The 15,988-nt window shown below is 33.4% G+C and carries 19 protein-coding genes and 1 pseudogene; 1 reads left to right on the plus strand and 19 read right to left on the minus strand.

Features of this window, described 5'->3' with window-relative positions; all coding sequences use genetic code 11:
* Positions 1-7: 7 nt before the first annotated feature.
* From B5D15_RS00445 to B5D15_RS00530, 19 genes and pseudogenes are all read right to left on the minus strand, one after another.
* The gene (locus B5D15_RS00445) at positions 8-706 is read right to left on the minus strand and encodes a YwmB family TATA-box binding protein (protein ID WP_078695128.1); all 699 of its coding nucleotides are present in this window, start codon (positions 704-706) and stop codon (positions 8-10) included.
* 99 nt (positions 707-805) lie between these two features.
* Positions 806-1,969 (minus strand): non-hydrolyzing UDP-N-acetylglucosamine 2-epimerase, encoded by a 1,164-nt coding sequence (gene wecB / locus B5D15_RS00450; RefSeq protein WP_078695129.1) that lies wholly within the window; start codon positions 1,967-1,969, stop codon positions 806-808.
* Positions 1,970-1,983: 14 nt separating this feature from the next.
* Complete coding sequence (locus B5D15_RS00455) at positions 1,984-3,015, minus strand: glycosyltransferase family 4 protein (RefSeq protein WP_078695130.1); 1,032 nt, start codon at positions 3,013-3,015, stop codon at positions 1,984-1,986.
* Between the two features lie 89 nt (positions 3,016-3,104).
* Positions 3,105-3,542 carry a deoxycytidylate deaminase gene (locus B5D15_RS00460; RefSeq protein ID WP_078695131.1) on the minus strand — a complete coding sequence of 146 codons (438 nt, stop codon included), beginning with the start codon at positions 3,540-3,542 and terminating at the stop codon, positions 3,105-3,107.
* Positions 3,543-3,549: 7 nt separating this feature from the next.
* Positions 3,550-4,182, minus strand: coding sequence for a uracil phosphoribosyltransferase (gene upp, locus B5D15_RS15650; protein WP_242948661.1), 633 nt, complete (start codon positions 4,180-4,182; stop codon positions 3,550-3,552).
* Between the two features lie 39 nt (positions 4,183-4,221).
* Positions 4,222-4,644 (minus strand): annotated as a pseudogene (gene rpiB / locus B5D15_RS15655) (ribose 5-phosphate isomerase B); the annotation flags it as partial.
* Between the two features lie 109 nt (positions 4,645-4,753).
* The gene (locus B5D15_RS00470) at positions 4,754-5,209 is read right to left on the minus strand and encodes a low molecular weight protein arginine phosphatase (protein WP_078695133.1); all 456 of its coding nucleotides are present in this window, start codon (positions 5,207-5,209) and stop codon (positions 4,754-4,756) included.
* A gap of 9 nt (positions 5,210-5,218) precedes the next feature.
* Positions 5,219-6,262 (minus strand): L-threonylcarbamoyladenylate synthase, encoded by a 1,044-nt coding sequence (locus B5D15_RS00475; protein ID WP_078695134.1) that lies wholly within the window; start codon positions 6,260-6,262, stop codon positions 5,219-5,221.
* Between the two features lie 24 nt (positions 6,263-6,286).
* On the minus strand, positions 6,287-7,018 hold the full coding sequence (locus B5D15_RS00480) for a ZIP family metal transporter (RefSeq protein ID WP_078695135.1): 732 nt from the start codon (positions 7,016-7,018) through the stop codon (positions 6,287-6,289).
* A 59-nt stretch (positions 7,019-7,077) separates the two neighbouring features.
* Positions 7,078-7,692: a hypothetical protein gene (locus B5D15_RS00485; protein ID WP_078695136.1), complete on the minus strand. Its 615-nt coding sequence runs from the start codon at positions 7,690-7,692 to the stop codon at positions 7,078-7,080.
* Positions 7,693-7,696: 4 nt separating this feature from the next.
* Entirely contained in the window at positions 7,697-8,071 is a 375-nt protein-coding gene (locus B5D15_RS00490; protein ID WP_078695137.1) for a hypothetical protein, read from the minus strand.
* 79 nt (positions 8,072-8,150) lie between these two features.
* Entirely contained in the window at positions 8,151-9,212 is a 1,062-nt protein-coding gene (gene prfA, locus B5D15_RS00495; protein ID WP_078695138.1) for a peptide chain release factor 1, read from the minus strand.
* Positions 9,213-9,298: 86 nt separating this feature from the next.
* Positions 9,299-9,817 carry a chromate transporter gene (locus B5D15_RS00500; protein WP_078695139.1) on the minus strand — a complete coding sequence of 173 codons (519 nt, stop codon included), beginning with the start codon at positions 9,815-9,817 and terminating at the stop codon, positions 9,299-9,301.
* Positions 9,804-10,349: a chromate transporter gene (locus B5D15_RS00505; RefSeq protein WP_078695140.1), complete on the minus strand. Its 546-nt coding sequence runs from the start codon at positions 10,347-10,349 to the stop codon at positions 9,804-9,806. Before B5D15_RS00505 ends, B5D15_RS00500 begins: the two co-directional genes overlap by 14 nt.
* Before the next feature lies 1 nt (position 10,350).
* Positions 10,351-11,199, minus strand: coding sequence for a peptide chain release factor N(5)-glutamine methyltransferase (gene prmC / locus B5D15_RS00510; RefSeq protein ID WP_078695307.1), 849 nt, complete (start codon positions 11,197-11,199; stop codon positions 10,351-10,353).
* Positions 11,186-12,130 carry a DUF1385 domain-containing protein gene (locus B5D15_RS00515; RefSeq protein ID WP_078695141.1) on the minus strand — a complete coding sequence of 315 codons (945 nt, stop codon included), beginning with the start codon at positions 12,128-12,130 and terminating at the stop codon, positions 11,186-11,188. Before B5D15_RS00515 ends, prmC begins: the two co-directional genes overlap by 14 nt.
* Positions 12,131-12,147: 17 nt before the next feature.
* Positions 12,148-12,360, minus strand: coding sequence for a DUF3006 domain-containing protein (locus B5D15_RS00520; protein WP_078695142.1), 213 nt, complete (start codon positions 12,358-12,360; stop codon positions 12,148-12,150).
* Entirely contained in the window at positions 12,361-12,978 is a 618-nt protein-coding gene (locus tag B5D15_RS00525) for a thymidine kinase (RefSeq protein WP_078695143.1), read from the minus strand. It abuts the gene before it with no gap.
* Between the two features lie 485 nt (positions 12,979-13,463).
* Entirely contained in the window at positions 13,464-14,375 is a 912-nt protein-coding gene (locus tag B5D15_RS00530; RefSeq protein WP_078695144.1) for a choline kinase family protein, read from the minus strand.
* Positions 14,376-14,733: 358 nt separating this feature from the next.
* Here B5D15_RS00530 and B5D15_RS00535 point away from each other — a divergent pair, with 358 nt between their 5' ends.
* Positions 14,734-15,873: a 1-propanol dehydrogenase PduQ gene (locus tag B5D15_RS00535; protein WP_078695145.1), complete on the plus strand. Its 1,140-nt coding sequence runs from the start codon at positions 14,734-14,736 to the stop codon at positions 15,871-15,873.
* The last annotated feature ends 115 nt before the right edge of the window (positions 15,874-15,988 follow it).

Here is a 15,988-nt window from a genome sequence, read left to right on the forward strand (position 1 = left end):
ATTCATTCTAATACTCTGCATTTATAACTGGATTACCTATCCATATGTATGTGCAGCCCTCCGTTGCGCTGTATCTTAAAGCAACATTTATATTAATAGGCTCAGAATTAACAAGTACCCTGTCTTTTAAATATGGATTGTAACCATAAAAGCTGACAAGGCTCCTGTCCTCAATATTGTCTATTAATCTGCTGCCGCTTTCAACAATTGCTTTTAAAGCTTTCTCCTTCATTTTTTCATTCGTCATATTTTCATTATATTTTCCTTGTATAAAAGTACAAAAGGAGGGCTTAATTTCGTAAATAGAAAAAGCACTATTGATAGTCCTCCTAATATTATTAATATTCATAATACCTTCATATTGTGATAATTCAAAGCATACATATACTTTATTTTCATCTTCTATTTTTCTCGCAATTATTTTTATATCATAATCCTCTTTTAAATAAGAAAGCTCAGCAAAATCTTTTTCCTGTTTGATAGTATATTCTTTAGATTCCTTTGTAAAATCAAAAATTTTTTTAACAATTTCAAAGGGTTTATCCGATGTTTTAATAATACCTTTTCCCTCAACATTAAGGACCATAAACTCCGCCCCAGTTAATTTAAATGTTTTTTCAATAGGAGAAATCCCATAAACATCATTGTTATAATTTAGAAATATGATTGAGATTAAAATCAAGAATAGAATACCCCATTTTTTCATACCAATCCCTCCCTTATATTGTAATTGTTGACATGATTTTTATAAGTTATTCATCCTTATTAATATTTTTCCCATAAAAAAAAGAAGTAAACTTACCGTCTACTTCTTTTTAACTGGATAAAAATCCAAAGGTTTTTCTCTTTTTACTCCAAAATAATAAAGTATAGCATCAACAATTCTTTGTGAAGCCTTTCCATCTCCATAAGGATTAACAGCATTTGCCATTTCGCAATATAGGCTTTCATTTTCTATCAATAGCGATATATTATTTATAATATCCTGCTTATTTGTTCCAATTACCTTTACAGTTCCAGCTTTAACAGCTTCCGGACGCTCAGTAACATCCCTTAAAACTAAAACGGGCTTTCCAAGATGAGGTGCTTCTTCCTGCAGGCCTCCAGAATCCGTCATAATCAAATAAGCTTTATTCATAAGGTTATGAGTTTCCTTAGTATCGAGAGGAGGTAAAAGATGCACATTATTAACATCTCCAAGAATTCTGTAGGCTGTTTCTTTAACTATAGGATTTAAGTGTACAAGATATATGAATTCAACATCTTTATACCTTTGTGCAGCTTCTTTTACAGCGCTGCATATATTTTCAAGAGGCTCTCCCCAATTTTCTCTCCTATGGGCTGTCATCATAATAACCTTTTTGTTTTTAAAATCTATAAAGTTAAGTTCCTGAGTTTCAAAAACATAATCCTCTTTTACAGTTGATGCCATTGCATCGATAACAGTATTTCCTGTTATAAATATATCTTCTTCATTTATCCCTTCCCTCAAAAGATTCTCCTTTGAAGTCAATGTAGGAGCAAAATGTAAATCCGATAAAGCTCCTGTAAGTTTTCTATTCATCTCCTCTGGAAAAGGAAAGTATTTGTTAAATGTTCTAAGTCCTGCCTCAACATGTCCAACCTTAACCTTATTATAAAATGCTGCAAGGCTTCCTGCAAAGGTTGTAGTAGTATCTCCATGAACAAGTATTATATCAGGTCTTACTTTAATTATAATATCCTCTAATCTTTCAAGAACCCTGTTTGTTATGCCTGAAAGTGACTGCCTTTCCTGCATTATATTAAGATCAAAATCAGGTTTTATATTAAAAAAATTCAGTACCTGATCAAGCATTTCTCTATGCTGTGCTGTAACGCACACTATAGATTCAATATGCTGATTTTCCTCAAGTTTTTTAACAAGAGGAGCCATTTTTATAGCCTCAGGACGTGTTCCAAAAACAGTCATAACCTTTATTTTATCCATTTTCACACCCCGCATCAATTTTTAGTTTTTCTGCTAAAAAGTCCAATTTCAATTCCAAAAGCAAGGGTTATTGAGCATACAACTATTAAAAGTGCAAAGGATTTTTTAGCAGTAAGCATCATAGCCATAAGCGCCGTAGTTCCAAGTACAACACTTATTGAATACATTATAAATACTACTTGTTTTTGAGAGAAACCCATATCTAAAAGCCTGTGATGCAGATGTCCTCTGTCTGCCTGCATAATGGGCTTATTATTTATTCTTCTTCTAATCATTGCAAATAATGTATCATATATTGGTATTCCAAGGGCAAGTATAGGAACTGCAACAACAACTGCTGCTGCAGATTTTATTGCTCCCTGTATAGATATCGCTGCAAGTGCAAATCCTAAAAACTGTGAACCTGTATCTCCCATAAAAATCGAAGCTGGATTAAAATTATAAGGTAAAAATCCAAAGCAACTCCCTGCAAGAACTGCAGTAAGCAATACAGCTGTATATCTTCCACTTATTAAAGATACTCCAAAGAGAGTAATTGAAGATATTAGACATATACCGCAGGCAAGACCATCGAGACCATCTATTAGGTTAATTGCATTTGTAATCCCAACAACCCATAATATAGTTACAGGTATTCCAAAATACCCAATATAAATATACCCATCACCCGGCAGAAAAGGTACAGTTATACTTTTTACTGTAATTCCAAAGGCAATTAGAACGCATACGGATAAAATTTGAAATATTAGCTTGTAAATAGGTCTTAAACTCCTTATATCATCGACTATGCCACCTATTACAAGTATCGTACTTCCAAACACAATCCCTGCTACGTTTTTGTCAAAATTTGAAAAATAAAGAGCTGCAGAAACAAAGGATATATATATTGCAAGTCCTCCCATCCTCGGAATAGGTTTATTATGAATTCTTCTATCATCCTTAGGAATATCTATAGCCTTAAGATTTATTGCAAGTTTTTTAATTAATGGAGTAATTGCAAAGGAAATAAGAGCTGACAAGACAAATATTGCTCCATATCGTATCATGATTTCACATCCTTAGTAAAACTACACAAAATCATTTTATCATATAAAACATTTATTTACATCTTTCTTTATAAAAAAAGCTGTGAAATTCACAGCTTTTTAATTTCTATTCCAGATTCTTCAAGCATACTAAGGGATAATTCATCGGGATAATCTCCATTAAATACGATTCTTTTTATTCCCGATGCTATAAGTATCTTGGCACAAATAACGCAGGGCTGTGCTGTAACGTATATAGTAGAACCTTCCACTGATATACCATATTTTGCAGCCTGTATTACGGCATTCTGCTCAGCATGAAGGGCACGGCAAAGTTCATGCCTCTCTCCAGAAGGTATATTAAGCTTTTGCCTTAAGCATCCTATTTCCTCACAGTGCCTCATCTTAGGCGGCACACCATTATATCCTGTAGTCAAAATCCTGTTGTCCTTTACTATTACAGCTCCAACCTGCCTTCTTAAGCAGGTTGACCTTTTTTTAACTATCTGTGCAATATCCATGAAATATTCATCCCATGAAGGTCTCATAGTACACCTACTTCGTTCCAAATATTCTATCTCCGGCATCTCCAAGACCGGGAACTATATATCCATGGTCGTTAAGCTTTTCATCTATGTTTGCAACAAAAATGTCAACATCAGGATGAGCTTCTCTGACAGCCTTAACACCCTCTGGTGCAGCAATAAGACACATTAATTTTATGTTCCTTGCACCCTTTTTCTTTAGAAGTGTTATAGCATCAGCAGCAGAGCCGCCTGTTGCAAGCATAGGATCAGTAATAATAACTTCTCTTTCTTCAATATCGGTTGGAAGCTTGCAGTAGTATTCTACAGGCTTTAAAGTTTCTGGGTCCCTGTATAATCCTATATGTCCAACCTTAGCTGCTGGAACAAGCTTTAACATTCCATCAACCATTCCAAGGCCTGCACGAAGAATAGGAACGATTGCAACTTTTTTTCCTGTAAGCATCTTTGCATTCATTTTGCATATAGGAGTTTCTATTTCAACATCCTCAAGCTGAAAATTCCTTGTAACCTCGTAGCACATAAGCATAGCAACTTCTGATAGAAGTTCTCTGAATTCCTTTGAACCTGTATTTTTATCTCTTATTATTGCAAGTTTGTGCTGAATCAATGGATGGCTAATCACTGTTACTCTTTCATCCATTTCCATATTCCTCCTAATCATATATTTTTCTTCAACCTTTGCTATCTTCTCAACTCTTTTTCCATGCCTTCCACCCTCAAATTCAGTATCTATAAATGCATCCACCATCTCAAGGGCAATAGCTTCTCCTGTAATTCTTCCTCCAATTGCTATTATGTTTGCATTGTTGTGCTGTCTTGCCATCCTTGCACTGTAAACATCTGTACAGTGAGCTGCTCTAATTCCGGTAACCTTATTTGCAGCAATTGAAATTCCAATTCCTGTACCGCATATAAGTATTCCTCTGTCACATTCTCCAGATATTATTGACTCTGATACAGCTAATGCAAAATCAGGATAATCACAGGAATCTGTTGAAAAACATCCAAAGTCTTTATAATCAACTTTTCTGCTGTTTAGATGTTTTAAAATAGATTGTTTAAGCTCATATCCTCCATGATCGCATCCTATAGCTAATTTCATTAGTATCCCTCCTACACTCAAAATACTATTTTACATTAATAATTAACACTTAACAATATTATTTTTAAATGATAAAATTAAATACAGCAAAAAAGGAAAGCTAAGACACCTATAGTGCCCTATCTTTCCTTATTATATCCAAAATTTTGTCTATTAAATTCTTAAGCTGTACTGCACATTCTTTGTAAGTATTATAATCTCCTCCAAAGGGATCAACAACATCTCCATCATAACCTGCGTATTCCATTATCGTAAATATTTTCCCTGAAACAAAAGGGAACATCGATAAAATAATATCCCTATGAGATTTTGTCATTGTAAGAATAATATCGCTTTCTTCTAAAATACCCTCTGAAACCGGTCTTGCAATATGGCAGGATAAATCAATTCCCATATCCTGCATAACTAAAACTGCATTTTTAGATGCACCGTCTCCCTTTAAAGCATGAATTCCTGCTGATGATATTTCAATATCTAAATTCATTTTTTTAGCTTCACTCTTTGCTATTGCTTCAGCCATGCAGCTTCTGCAAGTATTTCCTGTGCATATAAAAAGCAGCTTCATAGTCTCCTCCTAAACCTTCACTATATTATATCCTGCAGCTTTTTTCAGTCTGTTCATTATTGCAAGGTTTATTCCATCTTCATTAAATCCCTCTGCATATATGATGTCTACATCTATTTTATCAAATTCTCTCAAACAATCAAACAAGTTTGCAGCGATAATTCCAGGTTTTTTTCGACTTCCAACGGAAATCTTTAATTCTCCTTTATATTCTTTAAATGTTTCATCCGTTGCTAAAACTCCTGTTTTTAATCCTTTTACATTGTTTTCATCAATCTTTTCGTTTATATATGAAACTGAACTTTTTAAATCTCCCTGTATTATTATAAGAGGGGATTTAGGCGCATAATGCCTGTACTTCATTCCTGGTGCCCTTGGCTTTTCTCCTTCCTTTAATCTGTCTAAAACAGCAGAATCTATAAATACATTCCCAACAACTTCCTCCATCATTTCCTTAGTTACAGCTCCCGGGCGAAGAATTGTTACATTGCCGTCGCTCGTATCAACAACTGTAGATTCAAGACCTACTTCACATCTCTCTCCTCCTATTATCATATCTACCTTTCCATTTAAATCCTCAATACAGTGCTCTATAGATGTAGGGCTTGGTCTTCCTGATATATTGGCACTTGGAGCAGCGATTGGAAGATTTGAATAGGTTATAAGCTTTCTTGCTATTTTATTTAAAGGCATCCTTAAAGCAACGTTTTTAAGCCCTGCTGTTACTTCATCAGGAATAATATCAGATTTTGGCATTATAATAGTTAAGGGCCCTGGCCAAAAGTTTTCCATTAAAATCTGTGCTTTTTCGGGTACATTTTTTACATAATTTGAAATATCAAAATCAGCAACATGTACAATAAGAGGATTATCCTGAGGTCTTCCCTTTGCTTTAAATATTTTAAGGCACGCCTTATAATCGAGGGCATTGGCTCCAAGGCCATAAACCGTTTCCGTTGGAAATACAACTGTCCCGCCACTTCTTATAACCTTAGAAGCTTCTTTTATAATTTCATCATTCTTTTCGTCTATATAGTAAACCTTTGTTTCCATCTTTCCCTCCAAAAGTAAAACAATTTACATTGCCATTGTAATTAATATGCCTATCACAACTCCTATTATAATCGACAGGGTTGAAAATATGCCCTTAAATAAATCTTTGCTCTCTGGAATAAGCTCTCCGCATACAATATAAAGCATAGTTCCTCCTGCAAATCCAAGACACAGCGTTATAAAGGTTGAAGATATTTCTCCAAGCAGCGCTCCAACATAGGCACCAATAGATGTTGGAACTGCAGTCATCGCTGTTAGCAAAATAATCTTTGCTCTTGACAGCCTGCTCTTTAAAAGAGGTGATGCTACTGCAGCACCCTCTGGAATATCGTGAAGGCCAATTACAATTGCAAGTTCAAAACCGAGAGCTTTTCCTCCCATAAACCCCGAACCAATAGCAAGGCCTTCTGGAAAATTATGGGCTGCAAGACCAAGTCCAAGGAGTAGCGCAGTTTTTACAGTGCTTCCATATTTTTTCATCAACTTCGTATGAGGAAGGGTTAAATCCAAAACAACGACAAAAGCAACTCCAATAAAAACTCCAAGCAGAGTAGTATTCATCCCTCCCATAAGTATAGCCTCTGGTATAAGGTCAAAGGTTACAACTGAGAGCATGATTCCTCCTGCAATTCCCATAATCATAGACATTAAAATGCTGCTTGACTTTCTAAAAAGAGTAGCAATAACAGCACCAAATCCTGTACCTATTCCGCAAACTAATGTAGCAATAAGTGTTACATATAATATTTTATTCAAAATTCCATCTCCCTAAAATTTTTATCTCTTTTAAATTTATTTTAGGGAGCATACATATATTACGATAAATTATACTCTTCAATAAAAGTTTTTATATATTCAATTGCCCTTTGAGAAAACTGAGCCTCATAGCAGTTTTTATATAGAATATAAAGCATATGATATTTTCTGCTTTCTCCTTTTTTAACTGCATAGCAGAAAAACTTCCTGCCGCTATATTTTTCATGAAGGTAGTTATAGGTATCTTTGTAGGCACTTTTCATCTTAACAAAGCTGCTGTCAAATTCAAAAAATCCCCTGCTTCTTTTACCCTTATCCATTATTAAAAGTACCTCAAAATCCTTCTGAGGCCTTTCAGATACATCAACATATACTATCTTATTTAAATTAATTGAAACGGGAGATGAAAAGATGCTGTCCTTTATTCTAATCTTTTGATTATATATTGAATAAGAAAATTTTCCATCAGACAAAGTTCTAAATATGTTTATAAGCACTAAAAAATCAACAAAGGCTGCATAAAAATAGGCAAAATATATCTCCCATCCTATAAATATTCCTTCGCTGCTTAGCACATAAACCATATAGGGCATTAAAACTGCAATTGCTGCCGATACTGCAACCGCTCTTTTTCGTTTAATCTCTTCCTTCTTTAGCTGCTTTTTTATCTTCATCCTTTCACCTTCGCCCTTTATCTCCTAATATTTCTTTTATTATATATCGGTCTTTTTTGACATTTAGTAAATAAAAATTTTTAGTTTTAGTATTAATTTTTATTAAAACAGATGTATATATTGCTCCTTCATATTCCTTTAAAGGTATTCTGTAAGTTTTTAAGAAGGTATATATATAGATATTATCTTCATCTTTTTCTATTTTATAGCAAAATCTCAAAATATAGTATAAAAGTATTATAACATCAAATCCTATATTTACAATGTTAACCCATGGAAAGCTTTTTTTATACATAACAATTATATAAAAAACTATAACCGTAGAAATTATTATTGGGAAGATAAGATATATTGAAGGTTTTATTTTGTATTTTTTCATAGCCCCCTCCATAAATTTTATTTATAAAGAACCCATATCACCGAAAGCATTTAAACTTTTCAGTAATATGGGTTATAATTTATTCTCCTAATTCCTTTAATTTTTCAGCCTGATCAGCAGTAATCAGCGCATCTATAATTTCATCCATATCCCCGTCGAGAAATGCTTCAAGCCTGTATAAAGTCATACCTATTCTATGATCTGTAACTCTTCCCTGAGGGAAGTTGTAAGTTCTTATTCTTTCGCTTCTATCTCCAGAACCTACCTGACTTTTTCTCTCCTGTGCTATTTCAGATTTCTGTTTTTCAAGCTCCATCTCATAAAGTCTTGCTTTTAAGACCTTCATAGCCTTTTCTTTGTTCTTTAGCTGAGACTTTTCATCCTGACAAGTAACTACAAGCCCTGTTGGAATGTGGGTAATTCTAACCGCAGAGTCAGTAGTGTTAACGCACTGTCCGCCATGCCCTGATGCTCTGTAAACATCGATTCTTAAATCATTTTGATTTATATCGATTTCAACGTCCTCAGCCTCAGGAAGTACAGCTACGGTTGATGCTGATGTATGAATTCTTCCTCCAGCTTCAGTTTCAGGAACCCTCTGAACTCTGTGAACTCCGCTTTCATACTTTAATCTGCTGTAGGCACCTTTTCCCTTTACCATAAATATAACTTCCTTAAATCCTCCAAGGTCTGTCGGATTTGAGGACATCATCTCAACTTTATAGTTGTGTCTCTCTGCATATCTTGTATACATCCTGAAAAGGTCTCCAGCAAAGAGAGCTGCTTCTTCTCCCCCAGTACCTCCTCTGATTTCAATGAAAACGTTTTTCTCATCGTTAGGATCTTTAGGTAAAAGCAGAACTTTAAGTTCACCTTCAAGTTTAACTTTATCTTCTTCAAGCTCTTTAAGTTCTTCTTCAACAAGTTCCTTCATTTCCTTATCGTTTAAAAGCTCTTTATCTTCATCTATTCTTTTAACAACGTCTTTATATTCTCTGTATGTTGTAACAATTTGTTCAAGGGAGTTGTGTTCTTTACAATATCTTTGAAAAAGCTGCGCATCTGCAATAACTTCAGGGTCGCTTATTTTTTTTGAAAGTTCCTCATACTTTTCTTCTATGAAATCCAATTTATCAAACATTTTTATTCCCCACTTTACTTCTTAGTTTCACAATTGTATATTATAGCATATTATCAAATCAGTAAACAAGAAATGTTTTTAAAGCGCTAATATAAAATTATTCCAAGTACTGCAGATATTATAAGAACTATTATAGGATCCATCTTTTTTATAAATAGTATGCCAAAGGATAAAATAAAAATGAATATGCTTTTTAAATCAATGACATTAGTTATAGTAACCGAATAAGCAGCGGCTGCTAAAAGCCCTAATACTGCAGGTCTTATTCCTGAAAAGGCAGCCTTAACTTCCTTTTTATCATAAAATTTAACAAAGAAAGAAGCTATTATTATTATCATTATGAATGAAGGAAGAACAATACCTAAAGTAGCTGCAACACTTCCTAAAACCCCTGCTATTTTATACCCTACAAAGGTTGCAGAGTTTATCGCAATAGGTCCTGGAGTCATCTGTGATATTGCAAGTATATCAGAAAACTCTTTTAAGTTTAAATAGTGATTATTATCTATTATTTCCCTTTGAATAAAAGGAAGCATAGCATAGCCACCTCCTATTGAAAAGGCACCTATCTTTGCAAATATAAGAAAAAGCCTAATTATCAGCATCCTTTTCACCCCTTATTTTTAAAATAAGTATTCCTAAGACAGCAGAAATTATAATTATTAGTATGGGGTCAAGTTTAACAAAGGCAACAAGAATAAAAGCTGCTGCCGTAAATATGTAATAGAATGACTTTATACTGCTGCTCTTTGCAATTTTAAATACTGAAAAGGCAATTAATGCTGCAACTGCTGGGCGTATGCCGCAAAAGGCCCTCTCTACTATTTTATAGTTCATGAATCTGGTAAAAAACATTGCTATAATTAATATTGAAAAAAAAGAAGGGCAAACACAGCCTAAGGTTGCAAAAATCGAACCTAATATTCCTTTTTTTCTATAACCTATAAAAGTTGCCATATTTATAGCCAATGCCCCAGGAGTTGACTGGGCAACAGCTAAAATGTCAACAAATTCCTCTTTATCTATCCACTTTCTTTTATCAACAACCTCTGATTGTATAAGAGGCACCATGGCATATCCTCCACCTAATGTAAAGGCTCCTATCTTTGCAAAAACATAAAAAAGATTAAACAGCAAACTATCTCCTCCATCCTGTAACTACTCTATCTAACCCTGCTAAATCCTTAATGCAGCATATATTATAAAATTCATTTTCTTTAAGAATGTTTTGGACCTGAAAACCCTGATCATGCCCTATCTCATAGGCTATAAAACCGCCGCTTTTAATAAAGGGCAGTGCCTCCCTTGTAATATTTCTATAAAAATAAAGCCCGTCCTCTCCCCCATAGAGGGCTTCATAGGGCTCATAATCTTTAACATCCTTCATAAGAGTTGGTATTATATCCCATTTTATATAGGGAGGGTTTGAAACTAAAACATCAACCTTATCGTATAAAGTCTTATCAAGGGACTTTAGCATATCGGACTTTATAACATGAACTCTTTTTTCAACTCCGTAAAGCCTTGCATTTTCGAAGGTTACCTTTAAAGGAACATCCATAATATCGAGGGCGTAAATCAAAGCATCTTCTTTATATTTTGCAATACTTACAGAAATTGCCCCGCTTCCACACCCAACATCAACTATTATAGGATTTTTTTTATCTTTAATATTTTTTAAAACTTCCTCTACAAGTACTTCAGTATCAGGTCTTGGAATTAAAACCCCTTTTTCAACTTTAAACTTAAGGGACATAAACTCCTTATAGCCTAAAATATAGCTTATAGGCTCACCGTTTTTTCTTCTTTCAACTAAATTAAAAAATTTTTCAACCTCACTGTCTGAAATATCTTTATCCCTATTCATGTATATATATATTCTATCCTTTTCAAGTACACTTTCTAAAAGAATCTGAGCATCGAGCAAAGGCGAAGTAGAATTTGAAAGAATTTGTACAGCCTTATTTATTGCCTCATATATTTTCACTAATATCATCCTTCTCCTTATCAAAAATTGCATCATCCTCATAAAGTACAGCTTTTAAAGCCATTATTGCAACTTCAAGCTGTAATCTGTCCGGTTCCCTTGTTGTAAGTTTTTGAAGCAAAAGCCCAGGTTTTATAAGGATATTAATATATTTATTTTCTGTTTTACCAAACCATTTTAAAATTTCATAAGACAACCCTGCAATTAGAGGCAGAAATATAATCCTTGATAATATCCTGTATAAAAGGTTAGGCCATCCTAAAAAGCTGAATATAAAAATGCTAACAAGCATAACTATAAGAAGGAAGTTAGTTCCGCATCTTGGGTGAAGAGTTGAAAATTTCTCAGCGTTTTCAGGGGTAAGTTCAAGCTCATTTTCATAGCAGAAAATGCTTTTATGCTCTGCCCCGTGGTACTGAAATACTCTTTGAATATCCTCCATTTTACTTATTAAGTAAAGGTATGCAAAAAATATTATAAGCCTTATAATCCCTTCTAATAAATTTATAACTATAGAATTATTGTTAACCTTTTTAATAATATTTGCAGTATAGGTTGGAAGTATGAAAAAAAGGCCTATAGCAATCGCAAAGGATATAAGCATTGTAATGCTCATTATAATATTATCTGCCCTATCACCAAAAGTTTTCTTTAAAAATCTATCAAAACTGCTCTCTTCTTCCTCTTCATAAAAGGATGCAGAATAGCTCAATGTTTTAAGCCCTACAGCTAAAGAATCAAACAGCGATACTGCTCCTCTTATTACAGGAAGTGAAAAGAATTTATTCCTCTTTGAAAGAGGAATGCTATACTCCACATTAACTTCTATCTCCCCATCGGGTCTTCTAACTGCAACGGCAATTTTGTCCTTTCCTCTCATCATAACGCCTTCAATAACTGCCTGACCACCTATATCAGTCTTTTTAGCCATATTATCACCACTCTTTTTTAATCTTCCCAAAGCTTTAAATATTCTTCGCTTTCTTTTTTAAGTTTTTCTGTTTCCTCTCTGTCAAAAGTTATTTTACCGTCAGCAATATTTATTACATCTCCCTCTTTTATACCCTTTGGGAGATTTTCAATTTTGATATTAAAAGTTTCTGAGCTTAAAGTCACTGCAACAGCAAAGTCCCCTTCGAACCTGTCTATAACAGCCTTCATCTATTTCACCTCTTTAGAGTCTTTACTTTTTTCATACTCCTCTTTATATTTAAAATAGCATTTTGGACATAACGATTGATATTCTACATTATCTTCCTTATCTATTGCAATCTGCTTCCCTTCAAAAACAAACTTGCCGTTAATCATTCTTCCGTTTAAAAGAGCTTTTTTACCGCATGTACATATAGTTTTAAGCTCCTCAATGCTGTGAGCAAGAAGTAAAAGTCTTTCGCTCCCTTCAAAGCCATTCATCTGAAAATCAGTTCTAAGTCCATAGCATATAACAGGTATATCCAATTTAACAGCTATTGAAAAAAGCTCATCAATCTGATTTTTTTTGAAAAACTGCACCTCATCAACCAATATGCAGTCAATCTTACCCTTTTCCTCTATCCATTTTTCAACTATTTCATATACATTTTCGAAAGCATCAAGATAAAGGTCAGCCTCCCTTGTAACCCCAAGTCTCGATACTACTCTATTGCCTCCCTTAGTATCAGTCTTTGGCTTTATTATTATAACCTTCATTCCTCTCTCCTCATAATTGTGGGCAACCTGAAGAAGGTTTGTAGATTTTCCGCAGTTCATAGCTCCATATCTGAAATAAAGTTTGCTCATATAAATCCCCCTTAATATAAACTCAATATTATTCTATACCTTTAAAGCCTTACAGTCTATTAAAAATTTCAATATCAAATCATGAAAGAGTCCAATAGTTTTTTATTCAATTTCAACTTACGCCATTTGAAGCGAGATATAGAAAATCCAAAATATTAGATTAAAGTGTTACAAAAATGCTTGGCCACTGCAGTGTTGGACTTTGTTTTGTTAGGCAAACCCATCCGCCTCAAGTCAGCCTAATATGTGGTTCTTGTGCATCGAGCCAGGACTTTGCCTCCGGCTTCCTTCAGATTCCACCTCACGATGGACACCCTTGCCATTGGCTAATGGTTCCAACTACCAAGCCCATAGCGGACTTTCACCGCCAAGCTATCGCCCATGCGGGGCACACCTAAAAATGTAGAGGAAGGCACTGAAGCCTTCCTCTACATAGTTCTTTCTATATATAGTTTTCAGTAAAATTAGTCTCTAAGTTACTTATTTTATTTAACCATATCAGCTATTGAATAATCTGTTGAAATTGCGATATTCTTAACATTCTTTTTAAAACGTTCATATCTAAAATTACAATAATCAAGAAAATCGTCACCATTATAATGTCTAATCATAGCCCATACCGTCCATAGTAAATCTTGTGCCATCATCCACGCTTTTATTTTCAATATTTCATCTTTAATTGGAAAATTACCATAATAATATATGAAAAATTGATGTATTTCTTCTTGTGTTAATCTGGATTCAAGAATGTATGCCGCTACATCCCAGCTTGGGTCATTCATTCCAGAATACTCCCAATCTATAAGATAAGCCTTACCACTATCATCAACAAGAAAATTTTCAGGTACTGTATCATTATGGCATGGTACACAAATTGAATTTTTTATATTTTTTTTAATAAAATCAAGCAGTTGTTTTTTTAATATATCATAGTCAAAGAAAAAACACCCATTTAACTTTTTAATAATCTTTTCATATTTAATAAGCTCAATTTCCCAATCAAAAATATTTGGAAAACATTTTTTACTGAAGTGGGTTTTTTTTAACAAGTCAGAAACATTCTTAAGATTTGTAAGAAAACCTGGACCAATCTGAGCAATATTTTTGCTATTTTCAATATATAAACTGATCTTAATTCCACTATTCTCATCAAAATAAATACATTCTGAATTCAACCCAAGCTCCGAGACTATCTGATTGTTAATTTTTTCAACTTTTCTATCTATCATCAATTCTGTCATGCCTCCAGGCTGCCTTATCACATATTTATTACCTTTAATATTCATTATATAGTTATAGTTAGTAAGACCCCCTGCAAAGCAGGACTTATCAAATCTTATGTTATCATCATTAAAAACAAACCTCAGCTTACTTTCTACTAACTCTTCCATTGTCATAAAAATACCCCACACATATTAAATCTAATTTTTTAATAAAGAAATAATAAATTAATAAACAAACATTTTTTCATCTTACAAAAACTTGATTATCAAAGTTATTATAACAATAGTATTAGTGAAAATCAACATATCAAAATATTTCAAAATACTGAAGTTATGAAAAGAAAAAGATTAATTTTATTAACAAATAGATATTGTACAAAAATAAGGTAATAGTGCAATGTTTCACTTTAAATTAATACAATAATACTAAAACCATATATTGAATATACAATAAACCATCTAATTTTTATGTTATATTTATAACAAACATTTGTATATCATTAAATTATTCAATATTATAGGAGGATAAAATATGATAGATAGATTCCAGTTAAAATCAAAAGTTTATCTTAATAAACAATCTATTCATTTTTTAGAAGAAGTTTCCGGTTCGAAGGCATTTATTGTTTCAGACTCTATAATGGAAAAATTAGGTTACCTTCAAAAAGCAATAGAGCACCTAAATAAAGCAGGAATAAGCTCCACTGTTTTTACAGGCGTTCGTCCCGATCCTGATATAAAGGTAATTGCAGAGGGTATGAAGGCATTTAATGATAGTAATGCTGACGTTATTGTTGCCTTAGGAGGAGGTTCAACTATCGATTCTGCAAAAGGAATATTATATTTTGCTTACAAAATGGCTGAACTTGAAGATAAAAAAATAAATAAACCCCTGTTTATTGCAATTCCTTCTACAAGCGGAACAGGTTCAGAAGTTACAGATTTTACCGTAATAACATGCGAAAATAAAAAGGTATGCATAGTGGACGAATCGCTTGCACCTGATGTAGCTATACTTGATTCTACATGCCTGCAGCATGTACCACAGCGTGTTGTAGTTGATACAGGTATAGACGTTTTAGTTCACGCGGTGGAGGCATATGTTTCAACAAAAGCAACTGATTTTACAGATGCTCTTGCAGAAAAAGCAATAAAATTAATCTTTGAAAATCTTGAAAAACTCTACAAAAATCCTGCTGATCCCGATGCAAGAGATCGTGTTCAAAACGCTTCTTGTATAGCAGGAATGGCATTTACAAATGCCGGTCTTGGAATTAACCATAGCCTTTCCCATGCCTTAGGGGGAACTTTTCATATTCCTCACGGAAGAGCAAATGCACTCTTATTAAGTTCAATTATTGAATATAATGCAAATATTTCCGGTAATTTAAATAATTATGCTGCACAAAAATATGCTAATTTAGCAAAAATTCTTCAACTTCCTGCTTGGACAATCCGTGAAGGTACTGCAAGCTTTATTCAAGCTATAAATAGGCTTATGAAATCCCTTGGGATTGAAGAAAATATTAGAGCTCTTAACATCGAGCAAAAAGAATTTGAAAATGCTCTTGAAAATATGGCTGAAGCTGCAATAATAGACCGATGTACTACAACAAACCCCAAAAATCCTACTAAAGAAGAATTAATATATATTTATAAAAGGTGCTATTAATTTAGCACCTTTTTTATTGAGTTACAAACATTTTATATAATATTTTAAACTAATTTGTAGAAATTATACACATTCATTTACTTTTTTGCCCTTTTACGCTAAAATATTAATAGAA

The organism is Caloramator quimbayensis (assembly GCF_900167605.1).
GTDB classification, from domain to species: domain Bacteria; phylum Bacillota; class Clostridia; order Clostridiales; family Caloramatoraceae; genus Caloramator_B; species Caloramator_B quimbayensis.

Bases quoted from the DNA above. Each gene is read 5' to 3' on its own strand.
- prfA (WP_078695138.1), bottom strand. From the start codon at position 9,212: ATGTTTGATAAATTGGATTTCATAGAAGAAAAGTATGAGGAACTTTCA.
- B5D15_RS00515 (WP_078695141.1), bottom strand. From the start codon at position 12,130: ATGGCTAAAAAGACTGATATAGGTGGTCAGGCAGTTATTGAAGGCGTT.
- B5D15_RS00470 (WP_078695133.1), bottom strand. From the start codon at position 5,209: ATGAAGCTGCTTTTTATATGCACAGGAAATACTTGCAGAAGCTGCATG.
- B5D15_RS00520 (WP_078695142.1), bottom strand. From the start codon at position 12,360: ATGAAGGCTGTTATAGACAGGTTCGAAGGGGACTTTGCTGTTGCAGTG.
- B5D15_RS00530 (WP_078695144.1), bottom strand. From the start codon at position 14,375: ATGACAATGGAAGAGTTAGTAGAAAGTAAGCTGAGGTTTGTTTTTAAT.
- B5D15_RS00485 (WP_078695136.1), bottom strand. From the start codon at position 7,692: ATGAAGATAAAAAAGCAGCTAAAGAAGGAAGAGATTAAACGAAAAAGA.
- B5D15_RS00475 (WP_078695134.1), bottom strand. From the start codon at position 6,262: ATGGAAACAAAGGTTTACTATATAGACGAAAAGAATGATGAAATTATA.
- B5D15_RS00460 (WP_078695131.1), bottom strand. From the start codon at position 3,542: ATGAGACCTTCATGGGATGAATATTTCATGGATATTGCACAGATAGTT.
- B5D15_RS00500 (WP_078695139.1), bottom strand. From the start codon at position 9,817: ATGCTGATAATTAGGCTTTTTCTTATATTTGCAAAGATAGGTGCCTTT.
- wecB (WP_078695129.1), bottom strand. From the start codon at position 1,969: ATGGATAAAATAAAGGTTATGACTGTTTTTGGAACACGTCCTGAGGCT.
- B5D15_RS00490 (WP_078695137.1), bottom strand. From the start codon at position 8,071: ATGAAAAAATACAAAATAAAACCTTCAATATATCTTATCTTCCCAATA.
- B5D15_RS00525 (WP_078695143.1), bottom strand. From the start codon at position 12,978: ATGAGCAAACTTTATTTCAGATATGGAGCTATGAACTGCGGAAAATCT.
- B5D15_RS00455 (WP_078695130.1), bottom strand. From the start codon at position 3,015: ATGATACGATATGGAGCAATATTTGTCTTGTCAGCTCTTATTTCCTTT.
- upp (WP_242948661.1), bottom strand. From the start codon at position 4,182: ATGGATGAAAGAGTAACAGTGATTAGCCATCCATTGATTCAGCACAAA.
- B5D15_RS00535 (WP_078695145.1), top strand. From the start codon at position 14,734: ATGATAGATAGATTCCAGTTAAAATCAAAAGTTTATCTTAATAAACAA.
- B5D15_RS00445 (WP_078695128.1), bottom strand. From the start codon at position 706: ATGAAAAAATGGGGTATTCTATTCTTGATTTTAATCTCAATCATATTT.